We start from the raw sequence: 13445 nt of genomic DNA on the forward strand, positions 1-13445 counted from the left end.
CACGTTGCGGACCTGTGAGTTGGCTCATAGGCCCGCAACGTGCGGCGCTCTCAGCGTTTTCTCAACTACTTCGCCAAAGCGCGCGCCAGCACCGTGACGGCCTGGGTGATCGCGGCCTCGGCGGCGTGCGTCTCGCGCAGCGCGTTCACCATGACGAAGTCGTGGATGATCCCCTGGTACCGGACGGCCGTGACGGGGACACCGGCCTGACGCAGCTTCGCCGCGTACGCCTCACCTTCGTCGCGAAGCACGTCGGCCTCGCCGGTGATCACCAAGGCCGGCGGCAGCCCGGCGAGCTCGTCGAGCGACGCGCGCAGCGGCGACGCCGTGATCTCCGCGCGCTGGGCGGGGTCCGTCGTGTACTGGTCCCAGAACCACTTCATGCCTTCGCGGCCGAGGAAGTAGCCCTCGGCGAACCGGTGGTAGGACTCGGTGTCGAAGGAAGCGTCGGTGACCGGGTAGAAGAGCACCTGCTGCTGGAAGGTGACGTCGCCGCGCTGCTTGGCCAGCAGCGTCAGCGCCGCGGTCATGTTGCCGCCCACGGAGTCGCCGGCGATCGCGATGCGCGAGGTGTCGAGGCCCTTCTCGGCGCCGTGCTGGGCGACCCACTTCGCCACGGCGTAGTTCTCCTCGATGGCGACCGGGTAGCGCGCTTCGGGCGACCGGCTGTACTCCGGGAAGACGACGGCGGCGCCGACCCCGGCCGCCAGTTCGCGGACCAGCCGCTCGTGGGTGTGGAAGTCACCGAACACCCAGCCGGCGCCGTGGATGTAGACGATCACCGGCAGCGGACCGGAAACGCCGGCCGGGCGGACGATCCGCGTCTCGACGTCGCCGTTCGGGCCGCCCGGGACGGCCAGCACCTCGATCTCGGCGGCGGGCATGGCGACCTCGCCGTCCTGGACGCCGTCGACGGCCTTGCGCCCTTCCTCCGGCGGCAGCTGGAACAGGTACGGCGGCTGGTCGGTGGCCTCCGCGAACGCCTGCGCGGCCGGTTCGAGGGCCAGGTTGTGCGGGTTGGCGGTCATGTCGTCCTCCTCGGGGGTGGAAGCTGATGCCTCGAAGGTAGCTCGCAACTCAGTTGTGCTCAACTAAATTAGACCCGATGAGATGCGGCGCACTTGAGTTGCCGCTCTCCCCGAAGTCGTGGAGCATGAAGAGTTACGAGAGAGGAGGACGCCATGGCATCGCTGCGGCTGGACGACCAGCTCTGCTTCGGGCTGTACGCGGCGTCGCGCGCGGTGACGTCGCTGTACCGGGTCGTCCTGGAGGACCTCGATCTGACCTACCCCCAGTACCTGGTCATGCTGGCGCTCTGGGAGCGGGACCACCGGCTGGTCAAGGAGCTCGGCGCGGAGCTGAACCTCGACTCGGGCACGCTGTCCCCGCTGCTCAAGCGGTTGCAGACGGCGGGCCTGGTGGTCCGGAACCGGCAGGCCGACGATGAGCGCTCGGTTCGCGTGAGCCTGAGCGACGCCGGAACGGCCTTGCGCGACAAGGCGCAGGGCATTCCCGACGTGATCGGCACGGCGATGAGCCTGGACGACGCCGGGGTGGCCCGGATGCGGGCCGAGCTGGACCGCCTGACAGAGTCGGTGAACGCCTATCGGGAGGCTCTGACACCGGCATGATCAACCACGACGACGCGCTGAAAGCCGTCGAAAGCAGTCTCGACCGGCCGTCGGCCGCGCGGATCTACGACTACTTCATCGGCGGGAACACGCACTACGCGATCGATCGCGACTTCGCCGAGAAGGTCCGCGCCCGCCTGCCGCTGATGGGCGAGTACTGCCTGACGAGCCGGCAGTTCCTGGGCCGCGCGGTCCGCCAGTGCGTCCGCGAAGGCATCCGGCAGTTCGTCGATGTCGGTTCCGGGCTGCCGACAGCGGGCAACGTGCACGAAGTCGCCGACGACGCCCGACCCGAGCTGGACACGCGGGTGCTCTACATCGACAACGAGCCCATCGCGCTGGCCCACTCGACGCTGCTGCTCGCCGACACCGCCGACCCCGAGCGCCACCACGCCATCGCCGCGGACTTCCTGCAGCCGGACGACCTCTGGGAGCGGGTGAAGGCCTCGGAGATCATCGATCCGCGGCAGCCGGTCGCCCTGGTGATCAACGCGGTCATGCACTTCATCAAGGACGAGCAGAACCCGGACCAGCTGCTGGAGTACTACCGCTCCCGGCTCGCCCCCGGTTCGCTGCTGGTGCTGTCGCAGATGACCAACGAGAACCCGGTGAACGAGGACGAGCGGCAGGCCCTGCTGGACCTGCTCGAGTACTACGAGACCACGACCAACCCGGGTTTCCTGCGGACGATGGCCGAGTTCGAACGCTTCTTCGGCGGCTGGCCGATGCTCGAACCGGGGCTCGTCTACGCGCCGGCGTGGCACCCCGACGAGCACACCGTGTTCGCCGCCTCGCCGTCCGAGTCGCGGGTGATCGGCGGCGTCGCGCGCAAGCCCTAAGAGGCTTCGCGCAGGCTCTCCAGCACGTCGAGGACAGCGCCTTTGCCCAGGTCGACGGCCTTGCGCAGCACCTCCGGGTCGCGCTCCAGCACTGCCACGTCCGGCGCACCGGCCGGCGGTCGGATGCTCAGGATGCGCGGGGCGCTCGCCAGAATTTCTTCGTCTTCGACGTCCCGCCGGTAGGTGTCCTGCCAGGCCGGGATCGCGCCGGGCGCCTGGCGGCGCAGGAACCGCGGCACCACGACGTCGTGCACGCGCGGCGGCGGCACCGGCAGCTCGTCGGCGCGGCGGGTCCGCAGCACCAGGACGTCGGTGGCGCCCTGCGCGAGCGCGGTGCGGTACGGGATCGGCTCGGCCACGCCGGCGTCGACGAACCGGCGGCCGGCCATCGGGATCGGCGGCCCGGCCAGCACCGGCATGCACGACGACGCGGCGAGCGCGACCTTGATCGCGTCGACGTCGTCGAGAAAGGGGTGCAGGTCGGTCGACTCCCCCGTGTCGGCGTCGGTCGCCAGCGGGTGGAAGGTGACCGGGTTGGCCAGGATGGCCGGGAAGTCCATCGGTTCCAGCACCGAATAGACCTGGTGGACGAGGTATTCGAGGTCGATCACCGCGCGGCCGCGCAGGGTGTGCAGCGGGTTGATGATCCGGCGCATGACGACCGGGTTCCACCAGGTCCGGACGCCGGTCGAGGAGCGGCCGCAGAGCAGCCAGGCGCCGTTCAGCGCGCCGGCCGAGGAGCCGTAGACGGCGTCGAACGCGGGGGTCACGCCGAGTTCGTCCAAGGCCAGGACCATGCCGCTGGAGTAGGTGCCGCGGCTGCTGCCGCCCTCGATGGCGAGGGCGAGACGCCGGCCGTCGGTGCGTTCGCCCGGGACACTGCCCGCCGCCATCCGTTCGGAGATCAGTTCGAGTACCGGGTGCACCCCTCCATCGTGGTCGTTTACGGGCATTAGTCGACCCGATTTATCCCACCCAGGGGGGTGAAGTGATGCGCGCCTCGTTGCACTGCAACTCGTTGCATAGCACTCTCCAATCATGGCACTGGAGCACGCGATCCTCGTCTCGCTGTCCGAGCGCGCCGGTTCGGGCTACGAGCTCACGCGCCGCTTCGAGAAGTCGATCGGGCTCTTCTGGAGCGCCACCCACCAGCAGATCTACCGCGTGCTGAAGCGGATGGAAGAGGCCGGCTGGGTGGCCGTCGACGTCGTCGCGCAGTCGGGGCGGCCGGACAAGAAGGTCTACACGGTCGGCGACGGCGGGCGCGCCGAGCTCGTCCGCTGGCTGGCCGAGCCCGATCCGGCCGCGGGGCCGGTCGAGCTGGCCGTGAAGATCCGCGGCGCGACCTTCGGCGATCCGGCGAAGGTGGCCGAGGAGATCGTCCGCCACCGCGTGAAGCACGCCGAACGCCTCGACGTCTACCGCCAGATCGAGAAGCGCGACTTCCCCGCGCCGGCCGCGCTGACCGGCCAGCACCTGCACCAGTACCTGGTCCTGCGCGGCGGCATCCGCGTCGAAGAAGGCCAGGTCGAGTGGTTCGACGAAGTCCTCGCCGCCCTCCACCACCCGAAGGACGCCTGATGAGCCCGTACCCGAACCTGCTGTCGCCGTTGGACCTCGGTTTCACGACGCTGCGCAACCGCGTCCTGATGGGGTCGATGCACACCGGCCTCGAGGACAAGGCCGCGCACTTCCCCGAGCTGGCCGAGTACTACGCCGAACGCGCCCGCGGCGGCGTCGGCCTGATCGTCACCGGCGGGTTCGCGCCGAACCGCACCGGCTGGCTGCTGCCGCTCGCGTCCAAGCTGACGACGTCCGCCGAGGCGCGGCAGCACCGGCAGCTCACCGCGCCGGTGCACGAGGCCGGCGGCAAGATCGCGCTGCAGATCCTGCACGCGGGCCGGTACGCCTACCACCCGCTGAGCGTGTCGGCGTCGAGCATCAAGGCGCCGATCAACCCGTTCCGGCCGCGGGCCCTCACGAAACACGGCGTCCGCCAACAGATCGACGCCTTCGCGAACTGCGCCGCTCTCGCGCGCGAAGCGGGCTACGACGGTGTCGAGATCATGGGCTCCGAGGGCTACCTGATCAACCAGTTCCTGGCCGAGCGCACCAACAAGCGCACCGACGCCTGGGGCGGCACGCCCGGGAAGCGCCGCCGGTTCGCCGTCGAGATCGTCAAGCGCACCAGGGAAAAGGTCGGCAACGACTTCATCATCGTCTACCGGCTCTCGATGCTCGACCTCGTCCCGGGCGGCCAGCGCTGGGAGGACGTCGTCGCGCTCGCCCAGGAGGTCGAGGCGGCCGGCGCGACGATCATCAACACCGGCATCGGCTGGCACGAAGCCCGGGTGCCGACGATCGTGACGTCGGTGCCGCGCGCCGCCTTCACCTGGGTGACCGGGAAGCTCAAGCCGCACGTCGGCATCCCGGTCGTCACCTCGAACCGGATCAACATGCCGCAGGTCGCCGAGGAAGCGCTGAGCAGCGGCGACGCCGACCTCGTGTCGATGGCCCGGCCGTTCCTCGCCGATCCCGAGTGGATCCGGAAGGCCGAGAGCGGCCGCGAGGACGAGATCAACACCTGCATCGCGTGCAACCAGGCCTGCCTCGACCACGCTTTCAAGCGCAAGCTCGTGTCCTGCATGGTGAATCCGCGCGCGGGCCACGAAACGACGCTGACGTTGTCGCCGACGCGGCGGTCGAAGCACGTCGCGGTCGTGGGCGCGGGCCCGGCGGGCCTCTCGGCGGCAACCGCGCTGGCCGAACGCGGGCACCGCGTCGAACTCTTCGAAGCCGACGACGAAATCGGCGGCCAGTTCGGCATCGCGCGGAAGATCCCCGGCAAGGAGGAGTTCGCCGAGACCATCCGCTACTACCAGCGGCGCCTGGAAGTGACCGGGGTGAAGCTGCACCTCGGCACCCGCGTGCGGGCCGCGGAGCTCACCGGCTTCGACGAGGTCGTGCTGGCCACCGGCGTCGCGCCGCGCGTGCCGTCGCTGCCCGGGATCGACCACCCGAAGGTGCTTTCGTACGTCGACGTCGTCAAGCACGGCAAGCCGGTCGGTGCGCGGGTCGCGGTGATCGGGGCCGGCGGCATCGGCGTCGACGTCAGCGAGTTCCTCACGCACACGGCGTCTCCGGCGCTGGATCGGGCCGCGTGGATGGCCGAATGGGGGGTCACCGACCCGGAACAGGCGGCGGGCGGCCTCGGCACGCCGCAGCCCGAGCCGTCGCCGCGGCAGGTGTTCCTGTTGCAGCGCAAGAAGTCCGGCATCGGCGCCGGGCTCGGCAAGACGTCCGGGTGGGTGCACCGGGCGGCGCTCAAGGCCAAGCGCGTCGAGCAGCTGCCCGGCGTCACCTACGACCGCATCGACGACAACGGCCTGCACATCACCGTCGACGGGAAGCCGCGAGTCCTGGACGTCGACACGGTGGTCGTCTGCGCGGGGCAGGAGCCGGTGCGCGACCTCGCCGACGAACTGCGTGCGGCCGGGCTGCCGGTGCACCTGATCGGCGGGGCCGACGTGGCCGCGGAACTCGACGCGAAACGCGCGATCGACCAGGGGACACGGCTCGCCGCCGCGCTGTAGCCCGCAGAGCGTCCGGCACTGGCAGGATGGGGCCCGTGCGAGACGTATGCGTGATCGGGCTCGGGCTGATCGGCGGGTCGCTGCTGCGCGCGGCGGCCGCCAGCGGCCGCACGGCGTGGGGTGCCGCGGTTTCCGAAGTGGACGCCGATGCGGCGAGCAGAGCGGGCTTCGACGTCACCACCGACGTCGAAGCGGCCCTGCACCGGGCCGCGGCCGAGGACGCGATGGTCGTGCTCGCCGTGCCATTGCCGGCCGTCGAAGACCTGCTGCGGCTGGTCAACCAGCACGCGTCGCACTGCCTGCTCACCGACGTGACCAGCGTGAAAGCGCCGGTCCTGGACGCGGTTCGCCGTCGCGTGCCCTACACGCGGTACGTCGGCGGGCACCCGATGGCCGGGACGTCGAACTCCGGCTGGCTGGCCGGGGACGCCGCGCTGTTCCAGGGCGCCGCGTGGGTGGTCGCCGTCGAGGAGGACACCGACCTCGAAGCCTGGGCCGAGGTGGCGAAGCTCGTGCTGGACGTCGGGGCGCACGTCGTCCCGCTGCCCGCGGAGTCGCACGACGAGGCCGTCGCCCGGATCTCGCACCTGCCGCACCTGCTGGCGGCGATCCTGGCCACGATCGGCGCCGAGGGCGGCCCGCTCGCGATGTCGCTGGCCGCCGGGTCCTACCGCGACGGCACGCGCGTCGCCGGGTCGAACCCGCAGCTCGTCCGCGCGATGACCGAAGGCAACCGGGACGCGCTGCTGCCGATCGTCGACGAAGCGCTCGGCCGGCTCGGCGCCGCCCGCGGTTCGCTCGCGTCGACCGGCGGGCTCGCGGCCACGATCAACGCGGGGTACGAAGGCGCGCAAGCGCTGGCCGCCAGCCTCGACGTCGAGCGGGCCGGCGTCCGGATCAGCCTGGCCGCGCCGGACGCGCGGCAAGGCCTGATCGCCCTCGGGGAACGCGGCGGCCGGATCACCGGCCTCTCGGACGGGATCGCGACCGGCGAGGTCCAGTAGCTACTGCGCCGGCGGGTTGTCCGGCGTGTCGTCGAACTTGTTGAGGAAGTCCTTCGCCTTCTCGACACCGGTGTCGATCTGGCTCTCGTGGCCGAACTTCGACTTCGCGAAGCCGGCGGCCTTGTCGAGGCCCTCCTCGATCTTGTCGTTGTGCTCGCGCAGGGCCTCTTCGGCCTTGCCCTTCAACGCTTCGAAGTCGATTCCCATGGGTGCATTGAACCGCACGGACGTCACGAACGCCGGTGGTAGGGCAGGAACCGCCGGACGAGCCCCTGGGGCGCCCGTTCGGCCAGGTCGGGGCCGCGGACGGCGTCGAACGCCGACTCCAGCTGGTCGACCACCCCGGACAGCTGCGGCGCGTCCGGCAGCGGCACCGACCGCGGCTCCCGCTGCTCCCGCACGGCCGAGGCGAGTTCCCCCAGCGCCGCCGTCAGCAGCTCGACGTCGGCCGGGGCCGGCGGCGGCACGCCCCGCCCGATCGTCACGCCGACCTCGGTGACGGCGTCCGCGACGCGCTCCTGCGCGGCGATCACCGGCCACCACGCCACCGCCTGGCGACCGTGCGCGGACGGCTCGACGACGGCCTGCTGGAACGCCGTCCGCAGGTCGGCCAGGGCCCGGTAGGCCCCGCGCCGCGCCCGCGACCGGGCCAGCCGCGCCTCCCCCGACGACGCCTCGACCAGCGCGCGCGAGACGTACTTCGCGACCGCGTCGAGGCCGTCGGCCAGCCGCCCGCCCACCCGCGGACGCCGGCTGCCCGGCCACAGCAGGTAGCCGAAGACGAGCACGATCACGCAGCCCAGCACGGTGTCGACCAGCCGCGCCAGCACCACGCTCCAGTTCCCGGTGTGGGCCAGGCCCATCTGCAGGATGATCAACGGCGTCACGAAGGCGCTCTGGATGCCGTAGTTGCGCACCTTCCCGAACGCGATGCCGCCGGCGAAGACCGCGCTGAGCACGACCAGGACCCAGCCGCTCGCGCCGAGGCCGAGCACCGCGGCGCCGATCCCGACGCCGATGACCGTGCCGATCCCGCGCAGCACCGCGCGGCCGAATACGGACCCGAAGTCGGGCTTGAGCACGATCCCGACGGTCAGCGTGAGCCAGTACGACCGCTCCAGCGGCACGAGCAGGCCGACGACCTCGGCGATCGCGACGCACAGCGTCAGCCGCAGCGCGGCGACCCAGGTCAGCGGGCCGGACGCGAGCGAGGCCGCCCACTCGCGCAGGCGGCGGTGCCACGGCGTCGGCGCGCGGCGCTTGCGGTCGTCACCCTTGCCGATCCGGACCAGGCCCGCGTAGAGCGCGGCGAGCACCGGGTCGGGGTCGCCGGGCGGCGCGAGCGGCGGGGGCGGCAGCGGCTGGCCGGCCAGCACCGCGGCGGAAAGCGCGACGAAGTGGTCGATGACCTCGCTCTCCGGGCGGCGGCCGGCGTTGACCATCGCCACCGACGCCTCGACGGCGGGCGTCGTCGCCGACAGCAGGTTGAGCAAGTGGCGATAGGCGGCGTCGCGGCCGGACAGCCAGGACCGCGCGGTCAGCAACTGGTCGTAGGCGGTGTTCATCGCCGTGGTCAGCCGGTGGCGGGCCACCCGGGAGACGGCTTCGTCGCTCGCCGACAGCATCGCGGCCAGCTCGACGTAGACGTGCGCGACGGCGGTGCGTTCGGGGCTGGTCGCGCGGACCGTCCAGGTGACGAGCGCGACCAGGAAGCTCCAGGCCGCGCCGAGGCAGAAGCAGCCGAAGAGGATCTCGACGCGGACGCCGGTCGCGTGCTGCCCGGTGGCGAGCACACAGAAGACGAACAGCTGCAGCCCGGCCACCGAGGCGTTGCTGCCGGCCGCGCTGATCACCGCGGACACCGCGGCGACCAGGATCACTGTGGGCACCGACAGCGCCGGGGTGCCGCCGGTGAGCAGGCCGGCGAGGTACCCGGCGGTCGCGGCGAGCGTCGCCCCGCCGAGGCGGCGGGCGCGGTAGCGGTAGGGCCCGGCCGATTCGGACAGCACGGCGGGCAGGGCGCCGGTCGAGATGAGCGCGCCGACGGCGATGTCCCCCGCCGCGTAGGCGATGGCGAGCGGCACGGCCAGCGCGACCACGGCCCGGGCGACCATGTTCCACGGCACCGGCACCGGCGTGCTGCGCAAGAGCTGGACGAGCCAGTGCGGCGCGGCGAGGTCGGGGCGCGGCGTGCTCACCCCTTCATCTTGACCTACGCCGCCGGACGCGATTAATTATCAACCTGTCAACAACGCAGGAGGTACCGGTGGGTAGGAAGTACTCGTACGAGGTCAACCGCACGAGCACCGCTTCGCCGGAGGCGTTGTTCGCCCTCGAAGCGGACGGCCCGCGCTGGGCGGAGTGGGGAAAGCCACTGATCGTCAAGGCCCGCTGGGCGCGGCCGGGCACCGAGGAGCCCGAAGGCGTCGGCGCGGTCCGCGAGGTCGGCATGTGGCCGGTCCTGATCCGCGAAGAGACCCTCGAGTACGAGCCCGGCCGCAAGCACGTCTACGCCTTCGCCGCGGGCAAACCGCTCAAGGACTACCGCGCCGAAGTGCTCTTCACGCCGACCCCCGGCGGCGGGACGCACCTGCGGTGGACGGGCTCGTTCACCGAGCCGGTGCGCGGGAGCGGACCGGCGCTGGCCGCGACGCTCCGGGCGGTCATCCGGCTGTTCTCGGCGAAGCTGGTCAAGGCGGCCGAAACCGGGCGCTGACCTGGGTGCGCCGCACCACACAAGATCGTCCGGCGCAACTTCGGCCCGTCCCTCGACGTCACTCTTTCGGGTGGTCTTTTCGATCACCTGTGAGAGAGGGGGCGCGGGATGAAGCGAGTGGTGGCGGGCTTGGCCGTGGCGATGGTGGCGCTCACGGCCTGTTCGACGCACGAGCCGGACCAGCGGGAGTTCGGCACGAGCCAGCCGAACCCGGCACCGCAGGGCTCCAGCCCCGACGTGAAGACGTCCGGTCCCTACCCGTTCGGCACCGTCCAGCAGAAGGCGCCCCCGATCGAGAACGGCCAGGTGCCGGTCATCCGCCGGATCACCACCGACAAGCCGTACGTGTTCCTCACCATGGACGACGGCGCCGTGCAGGACCCCGGCGCGCTGAAGCTGATGCAGCAGAACGGCACCCACCCGGTGCTGTTCCTGAACCAGAAGTACGTGAAGGGCCACGAGGCCTACTTCAAGCAGATCCTGGACGCCACCGGCGCGACGCTCGGCGACCACACGGTCGACCACCCGAACCTCAAGGGCAAGCCGTACGAGTTCCAGCGCAAGGAGATCTGCGACGACGCCGACGACTTCCAGAAGAGCCTCGGCGTCCGCCCGTCGCTGTTCCGCCCGCCGTTCGGCAACTACGACCAGAACACCCTGAAGGCGGCGGCCGCCTGCGGCATGCGCGCCTCGGTGCTGTGGACGGCCGCGGTCAACGACGGCGTCGTCCAGTTCCAGTCCGGCGACAAGCTCAAGCCGGGCGACATCGTGCTGATGCACTTCCGGAAGACGTTCGCCGAGGACTACACGGCGTTCGTCGAGCGGGCCGAGAAGGACGGACTGACGCCCGTCCCCCTGGCCGACTTCCTCGGCTAGAGCACGACCGTCGGCGTCACGACCGTTCGCCGGCAGGACACGTCACCCAGGTGCACGAGGATCTGCGTCGTCCCGCGCGGCACGTTGTCGAGCACGAACCGGCCGCCCTCGTCCGCCATGGTCGACGACGTCCCGTGCTCGGCCACCCGCACCTCGACGCCGTACTGGCCCGCGGGTACCAGCCAGCCGTCGATGCGGTGGAGCTTGCCCATCTTGGTCAGGTTGATCATCACCGTCAGGTCGCTGACGGTGAACGTGATCGTGCCGGTGCCGCCGCCGCGGACGCCGGCCAGGTTGTCCAGCCGTTCCCAGCGGGCGACCTCGACGTCGAGGTCCTCCAGGGCGAGCGCGAATTGGACCCGCTGCACCAGGTCTCCCGGTGGCGGGTCCAGCTCGTCGAGGAAACGGCCGATGTCGGCCAGCAGCACGTCGTCACCGAAGGAGGCTTGGCCCCCCGGCGCCCCGAGGTCGTTCATCGGCTTCCCCCTTCACTGGCGAGGAGATCGCGCATCTGGTCGAGGCAGCGACCCCTGGTCGGTCCGACGCTGCCGCGCGGCATGCGCAGCGCCTCGGCGACGAGCTGGTACTCCGCCCGACCCGCGAGCACGGTCAGCCGGAGCAGTTCCTGACAGCGGTGGGGCAGCCGGACGAAGGCGCGCCAGACCCGGCGGTCGCGGTCGGCGCGGACGGCTTCGTCCTCGGGTGCCGGTTGGGTGCTCGGCATCGCCTCGGCCACCTCGTCGCTCAGCGGCACCGGCTGCATGCGGCGGCCGAACGGGTGGGTGGCCTCGCGGCGGGTGGTGGTGATCAGCCAGGCGGCGAGGGCTTTGGGGTCGCGGAGCTTGCCGAGCTGGCTGAACAGCGCGAGCCAGACGGTCTGGACGACGTCCTCGGCGACCGCGCGGTCGAGCCCGTTGGCCCGGGCGACGTGCCAGACGAGCGGGGTCAGCTCTTCGACGAGGCGGGCCATCGCCCGGCGGTCACCGTCTCTGGCGGCCTGCATGCACGCAGCGTGCAGTTCGGCGCCGGTCAGGCCCTCCCACGGCGGATCTACCTCTGTGGTTTGCACGTCGGTCACCGTATCTGCCCCTCTTCGGAAGAGTCTTCGAGTCGGCGTTGGCAGTATCGCGGGTCCTTCGGGGGGAAGGAGCGTGCAGGTGGATCTCGGATACATCAAGGTCACTTACTTCGTCGGTCGTGCACTACCGGTCAATGGCAAATCCGTGAGGTACCGGCCGGCGCGCGTGGACCCGCACCGGCCGGTACTCCCCTCCCTCAAGGACCCGCTCCCCAACGGGCCCCCGCCGGATGTCCCCTCCCCCGAAGGGCACCCGGCCGACGGTGTCCGGAAGCCCCCTCGGCTCCCGGCCACCGCGATCACTGCGAACGCGACACCCCCTGTCGTGTTCCTCCGTGCTTGGCTGCTCCACAGGACGCAGTGAGGGCGCCGCCAGATACCCGAATCGCCGATTTTTTTTGAAGATCGACGCAGAGCTGCTAACTGATCACCGCGTGTGCCAGCGTTCCGGCCCAGCGGGCGTAGCCGGCCGGTCCCGGGTGGAACCGGTCGCTCGCGAAGGCGGCCGGGTCCAGCAGCGCGGGATCCATCGGCAGGTGCCGGACGCCGGGGACCCTCCCGAGCGTCGCGGCGGCCTTGTCCAACGCGGTCGAACGAGCCGCAAGGACGTCACGCAGCGGGCGGGGCAGGGCCGGGAAGCGGGACATCGGCGGCACCCCGGCCAGCAGGACGTCGACCGGCCCCAGCCGCCCGCGCAGGTCGAGCACCAGGCGCAGGAGGTCGCGGCGGTAGGCGGGGGCCGTCCGGAGCTCGATGGTGTCGTTGACGCCGAGGGCGATCACGACCAGGTCGGCCGGGCGGACCAGCGGGACGAGCTCGGCGCGGACCACCCGGGCGTTGGCGCCGGTCCGGCCGACCGCCTGCCAGCGCACCGCCCGGCCGTCGCGGGCCAGCTCGCGGGCGAGGCAGCCGGTGAGCGCTTCCCCGTGGTCCGCCGCGCCGACGCCGTCCACTGTGGACTCGCCGAGCACGGCGAGCCGGAAGGGCTCGCCGGCACCCGGGACGAGCCCGTCCGCCGGCCCCGCCGCGCCGGGGAGCCGCGGGGTCTTGCGCTTGACGTACAGAGCCTGAGCGAGCAGCACCATCCCTTGACGCTAGCCGTGCGCGATCGAAACCTTCTGCCTGATCAGCGTGGGGTCGGCCACGGCGTCGAGCAGGTAGGCGGCGACGTCGGCGCGGCGGATGGTGAACGTGCGGACGTTCCCGTCGAGCCGGCTCCGCACGGCCCCGGTCCGCGGGCCGCCGAGCAGCATCGGCGGGCGGACGATCGTCCAGTCCAGGTCGGTCGCCTCGACCACGGCCTCCATCGCGAGCATGTCCGCCCAGCCGTGCTTCAGGAAGGTGTTGAGCAGCGGCTTCACCAGCGAGCGCGTGAAGAAGCCGTCCCCTTCCGTGTGCATGCCGCTGGCGCTGACGACCAGCAGGCGCTTCGCCCCGGCCCCGATCGCCGCGCGGGCACCGTCCGCGCAGACCGTGGTCGGCCCGCGGTCGCGGGAGCCCACCGCCGAGATGACGGCGTCCCGGCCTTCGACGGCGGCCGCCAGCTTCTCCCGGTCGTGCAGGCCCGCGACGACGACTTCGGCCGGCAGCGCGAACCGGGCGGGGTCGCGCACCACCGCCGTCACGTGCCAGCCGCGGTCCAGTGCCTGCTTGACGACCTCGCCGCCGACGCCGCCAGTGGCGCCCAGCACGGTGATCCTCATCGGTT

General features: G+C 71.6%; 15 protein-coding genes. 7 read left to right on the forward strand and 8 right to left on the reverse strand.

The features are described 5' to 3' along the window. Nucleotides 1-65 precede the first annotated feature (65 nt). Nucleotides 66-1028, reverse strand: a complete 963-nt coding sequence (locus ACWEVN_RS01045; RefSeq protein ID WP_452049779.1) for an alpha/beta hydrolase — start codon at nucleotides 1026-1028, stop codon at nucleotides 66-68. Between the two features lie 153 nt (nucleotides 1029-1181). Here ACWEVN_RS01045 and ACWEVN_RS01050 point away from each other — a divergent pair, with 153 nt between their 5' ends. Both ACWEVN_RS01050 and ACWEVN_RS01055 read left to right on the forward strand, forming a co-directional pair. Next, nucleotides 1182-1631, forward strand: a complete 450-nt coding sequence (locus ACWEVN_RS01050) for a MarR family winged helix-turn-helix transcriptional regulator (RefSeq protein WP_449687797.1) — start codon at nucleotides 1182-1184, stop codon at nucleotides 1629-1631. Then, nucleotides 1628-2470, forward strand: coding sequence for an SAM-dependent methyltransferase (locus ACWEVN_RS01055; protein ID WP_452049780.1), 843 nt, complete (start codon nucleotides 1628-1630; stop codon nucleotides 2468-2470). Before ACWEVN_RS01050 ends, ACWEVN_RS01055 begins: the two co-directional genes overlap by 4 nt. Here ACWEVN_RS01055 and ACWEVN_RS01060 read toward each other — a convergent pair. Next, nucleotides 2467-3396 carry a patatin-like phospholipase family protein gene (locus ACWEVN_RS01060; RefSeq protein ID WP_452049781.1) on the reverse strand — a complete coding sequence of 310 codons (930 nt, stop codon included), beginning with the start codon at nucleotides 3394-3396 and terminating at the stop codon, nucleotides 2467-2469. The two genes, ACWEVN_RS01055 and ACWEVN_RS01060, sit on opposite strands and share 4 nt — an antisense overlap. Nucleotides 3397-3508: 112 nt before the next feature. On the opposite strand from ACWEVN_RS01060, the gene ACWEVN_RS01065 reads away from it, so the two are divergent. From ACWEVN_RS01065 to ACWEVN_RS01075, 3 genes are read left to right on the forward strand one after another with little or no spacing between them, the layout of a single operon-like run. Further along, on the forward strand, nucleotides 3509-4051 hold the full coding sequence (locus ACWEVN_RS01065; RefSeq protein WP_452049782.1) for a PadR family transcriptional regulator: 543 nt from the start codon (nucleotides 3509-3511) through the stop codon (nucleotides 4049-4051). Beyond that, nucleotides 4051-6063 (forward strand): FAD-dependent oxidoreductase, encoded by a 2013-nt coding sequence (locus ACWEVN_RS01070; protein ID WP_452049783.1) that lies wholly within the window; start codon nucleotides 4051-4053, stop codon nucleotides 6061-6063. Before ACWEVN_RS01065 ends, ACWEVN_RS01070 begins: the two co-directional genes overlap by 1 nt. A 50-nt stretch (nucleotides 6064-6113) precedes the next feature. Beyond that, nucleotides 6114-7067 carry a prephenate dehydrogenase gene (locus ACWEVN_RS01075; protein ID WP_310968498.1) on the forward strand — a complete coding sequence of 318 codons (954 nt, stop codon included), beginning with the start codon at nucleotides 6114-6116 and terminating at the stop codon, nucleotides 7065-7067. Here ACWEVN_RS01075 and ACWEVN_RS01080 read toward each other — a convergent pair whose 3' ends face one another. Both ACWEVN_RS01080 and ACWEVN_RS01085 read right to left on the reverse strand, forming a co-directional pair. Then, nucleotides 7068-7274, reverse strand: a complete 207-nt coding sequence (locus tag ACWEVN_RS01080; protein WP_449687802.1) for an antitoxin — start codon at nucleotides 7272-7274, stop codon at nucleotides 7068-7070. 23 nt (nucleotides 7275-7297) lie between these two features. After that, entirely contained in the window at nucleotides 7298-9265 is a 1968-nt protein-coding gene (locus tag ACWEVN_RS01085) for an FUSC family protein (protein ID WP_452049784.1), read from the reverse strand. A 68-nt stretch (nucleotides 9266-9333) separates the two neighbouring features. Between ACWEVN_RS01085 and ACWEVN_RS01090 the strand changes: the two genes are divergently transcribed. Further along, nucleotides 9334-9783 carry an SRPBCC family protein gene (locus ACWEVN_RS01090; protein WP_452049785.1) on the forward strand — a complete coding sequence of 150 codons (450 nt, stop codon included), beginning with the start codon at nucleotides 9334-9336 and terminating at the stop codon, nucleotides 9781-9783. A gap of 108 nt (nucleotides 9784-9891) precedes the next feature. After that, nucleotides 9892-10659, forward strand: coding sequence for a polysaccharide deacetylase family protein (locus ACWEVN_RS01095; protein WP_452049786.1), 768 nt, complete (start codon nucleotides 9892-9894; stop codon nucleotides 10657-10659). On the opposite strand, the gene ACWEVN_RS01100 is transcribed toward ACWEVN_RS01095, so the two are convergent. From ACWEVN_RS01100 to ACWEVN_RS01115, 4 genes are all read right to left on the reverse strand, one after another. Next, nucleotides 10656-11135, reverse strand: coding sequence for a carboxypeptidase regulatory-like domain-containing protein (locus tag ACWEVN_RS01100; protein WP_449685561.1), 480 nt, complete (start codon nucleotides 11133-11135; stop codon nucleotides 10656-10658). The two genes, ACWEVN_RS01095 and ACWEVN_RS01100, sit on opposite strands and share 4 nt — an antisense overlap. After that, complete coding sequence (locus ACWEVN_RS01105; protein ID WP_176173576.1) at nucleotides 11132-11737, reverse strand: RNA polymerase sigma factor; 606 nt, start codon at nucleotides 11735-11737, stop codon at nucleotides 11132-11134. Before ACWEVN_RS01105 ends, ACWEVN_RS01100 begins: the two co-directional genes overlap by 4 nt. Before the next feature lie 419 nt (nucleotides 11738-12156). Continuing rightward, a complete protein-coding gene (locus ACWEVN_RS01110; RefSeq protein ID WP_452049787.1) occupies nucleotides 12157-12822 on the reverse strand; it encodes an SGNH/GDSL hydrolase family protein in 666 nt (221 codons plus the stop codon). 9 nt (nucleotides 12823-12831) lie between these two features. Next, on the reverse strand, nucleotides 12832-13440 hold the full coding sequence (locus ACWEVN_RS01115) for an NAD(P)-dependent oxidoreductase (RefSeq protein WP_452049788.1): 609 nt from the start codon (nucleotides 13438-13440) through the stop codon (nucleotides 12832-12834). Nucleotides 13441-13445: the final 5 nt, after the last annotated feature.

Source organism: Amycolatopsis sp. NPDC003861 (assembly GCF_053605405.1).

Excerpts from the sequence above, each read along its gene's own strand:
- ACWEVN_RS01070 (WP_452049783.1), top strand. The coding sequence starts at position 4,051 with ATGAGCCCGTACCCGAACCTGCTGTCGCCGTTGGACCTCGGTTTCACG.
- ACWEVN_RS01115 (WP_452049788.1), bottom strand. The coding sequence starts at position 13,440 with ATGAGGATCACCGTGCTGGGCGCCACTGGCGGCGTCGGCGGCGAGGTC.
- ACWEVN_RS01080 (WP_449687802.1), bottom strand. The coding sequence starts at position 7,274 with ATGGGAATCGACTTCGAAGCGTTGAAGGGCAAGGCCGAAGAGGCCCTG.
- ACWEVN_RS01045 (WP_452049779.1), bottom strand. The coding sequence starts at position 1,028 with ATGACCGCCAACCCGCACAACCTGGCCCTCGAACCGGCCGCGCAGGCG.
- ACWEVN_RS01050 (WP_449687797.1), top strand. The coding sequence starts at position 1,182 with ATGGCATCGCTGCGGCTGGACGACCAGCTCTGCTTCGGGCTGTACGCG.
- ACWEVN_RS01110 (WP_452049787.1), bottom strand. The coding sequence starts at position 12,822 with ATGGTGCTGCTCGCTCAGGCTCTGTACGTCAAGCGCAAGACCCCGCGG.
- ACWEVN_RS01095 (WP_452049786.1), top strand. The coding sequence starts at position 9,892 with ATGAAGCGAGTGGTGGCGGGCTTGGCCGTGGCGATGGTGGCGCTCACG.
- ACWEVN_RS01100 (WP_449685561.1), bottom strand. The coding sequence starts at position 11,135 with ATGAACGACCTCGGGGCGCCGGGGGGCCAAGCCTCCTTCGGTGACGAC.
- ACWEVN_RS01055 (WP_452049780.1), top strand. The coding sequence starts at position 1,628 with ATGATCAACCACGACGACGCGCTGAAAGCCGTCGAAAGCAGTCTCGAC.
- ACWEVN_RS01065 (WP_452049782.1), top strand. The coding sequence starts at position 3,509 with ATGGCACTGGAGCACGCGATCCTCGTCTCGCTGTCCGAGCGCGCCGGT.